Raw genomic sequence first — 1,820 nt, 5'->3', positions numbered from 1 at the left:
CGAAACTGAAACAGCGCGCGCCGATTGAGTATCGACACGCGCTGGCTGCTTAGTTTTTTCTTCTGTCTACTTGACAGGGGTATGACCACCGCCGCGCTAAATGTGATCGGTTTTTCGGTTACATTTGATCCGCACGCCACCGCCAGTAACAAATATTGAATTTCCTGCAAGAAGTGCAACAATGCTGCCGAAAATAAGCGGCTTATGCGGAAATCGTACAAGAAATGCAACAAAGCTAGCACAAACTTGCTCAAAACATCGGAATTCCTGCAAACGATGCAACAATCTCCACAGCCCCCTAAAGAAGTTGGAGCCCTCCCCCACAAAAATGTAGACTAGATATAGGAGGAGGATGAACGGTATGGGACACTTAACAGGAACAAGAGAGAAGGCCGCACAAGAGGTGTTGTCTGGCATTAAGTCAGCGGTGGTTGCCCGAAAGTATGGGGTGACCCCATCGACGGTGAATCAGTGGGTGAGAGACTACCGAGAGGCCCATGGGGAACAAGATCATCCGTATCCCCAGGAGCCGGTGGAGGAACTGAAGCGCCTCCTGGAAGTGGAGCGAAATACGAAAAGGCCGTCAAGATGCTCGGCGAAAAGGAGTTAGAGATTGAGATTCTGCGTGAACTGCTAAAAAAGCCAACCCCTGCTTATCCGAAAAAATCGAGGTAGCCGACATGTTCATTAAGCAGGGGAATACCGCAGCGTCGGTACTACGTCTTGTGGGGCTCGCAGAGTCTACGTACTACGACCGCAAGAAACGCAGGTCACTGTCTCCAAAGGCCGCTCAAGGGGGGCGTGGAAGGCCCCAGCCCGGCTACTCCCTGACCGAGTCTGGAGAGAAGATTAGCGACGAGGAAATCCAGGAATGGCTGCTGGAATTAATCGCTGGAGAAGAGCACGTGTACGGGTACAAACTGCTGGCTAAGTGCTTGTGGAATCAGCACCGTCTAAAGCTCAATCACAAGAAAAGCTACCGGCTGTGTCAGGCGCTGGATATCTTGCAGCCGCAGCGTCACAAACGTTTCAAGCATCCCCGGAAGCTGCCGGAGAACCGGGTCATTACCGGGGCGGGCCAGCTCTGGCAGATGGACATTAAGTACGGGTACGTGGCGGGCCGCGACCGGCATTTCTTTGTCCTGAGCATTATCGATGTGTTTACCCGTGTCATCGTCGGCTACCACCGCGGATCGTCGTGTGAGGCCAAGCACGCCTGCCAGACGCTGGGACGCGCCATGGAGCAACACTGCGCCCCTGACAGCGCACGCCCGGTGATCCGCACCGACAACGGCCCCCAGTTCGTCAGCCATCTGTTTGGCGACATGTGTGAAAGCTGGGAAATGACCCATGAACGTATACCGCCTCGAACGCCGGATTTAAATGCTTGTATTGAATCGTTCCACAGTAATATCGATCGGGATTTGTTCCGCAAAGAGGCCTTCGACACGTTCGAGGAGGCCTATGAAGCGGTGGACCGGTACATGGACTTCTACAACAACCATAGAATGCATACGAATCTTCGGAACATGCCGCCAGCTACCTTTGCGGAGTGGGTCCAGACTCTAGAAGACCGCTCCAGCTTCTTCTGGCCGAGAAAGAAAGCGAAATAAAGAGCATGGCTACGACAAGTACTGGTTTTATACGGAGGACTCCGGGATAAGGGGGTCGCACCGATGTGATCGGTTTTTCGATTACATTTGGCCCGCATACCTCCGCCAAGCGCAATGTGCCCAAAAAAACGTTTCGTTTTTTTGAAAAAGGGAAGACTATGGGATAGGATTCAATTGAACACTATATCCTAACTGCTGGATATATTT

Annotated in this window: 3 protein-coding genes; 2 read left to right on the top strand and 1 reads right to left on the bottom strand. The window is 52.4% G+C overall.

The window, feature by feature from the left end; genetic code table 11:
- Positions 1-254: hypothetical protein (locus C162_RS37165; RefSeq protein WP_235218565.1), on the bottom strand; the 254-nt coding region annotated here is incomplete at its 3' end.
- 107 nt (positions 255-361) lie between these two features.
- Here C162_RS37165 and C162_RS29260 point away from each other — a divergent pair.
- Together C162_RS29260 and C162_RS29255 are read left to right on the top strand one after the other, a co-directional pair.
- Positions 362-610 carry a helix-turn-helix domain-containing protein gene (locus tag C162_RS29260; protein WP_036700708.1) on the top strand — a complete coding sequence of 83 codons (249 nt, stop codon included), beginning with the start codon at positions 362-364 and terminating at the stop codon, positions 608-610.
- 70 nt (positions 611-680) lie between these two features.
- Positions 681-1,613, top strand: a complete 933-nt coding sequence (locus C162_RS29255; RefSeq protein WP_051494022.1) for an IS3 family transposase — start codon at positions 681-683, stop codon at positions 1,611-1,613.
- The last annotated feature ends 207 nt before the right edge of the window (positions 1,614-1,820 follow it).

The organism is Paenibacillus sp. FSL R7-269 (assembly GCF_000517865.1).
Lineage (GTDB): Bacteria > Bacillota > Bacilli > Paenibacillales > Paenibacillaceae > Paenibacillus_AQ.
This window is presented reverse-complemented; position numbering and strand designations above follow the sequence as displayed.

Coding starts and splice junctions, on each gene's coding strand:
- C162_RS29260 (WP_036700708.1), top strand. CDS start 362: ATGGGACACTTAACAGGAACAAGAGAGAAGGCCGCACAAGAGGTGTTG.
- C162_RS29255 (WP_051494022.1), top strand. CDS start 681: ATGTTCATTAAGCAGGGGAATACCGCAGCGTCGGTACTACGTCTTGTG.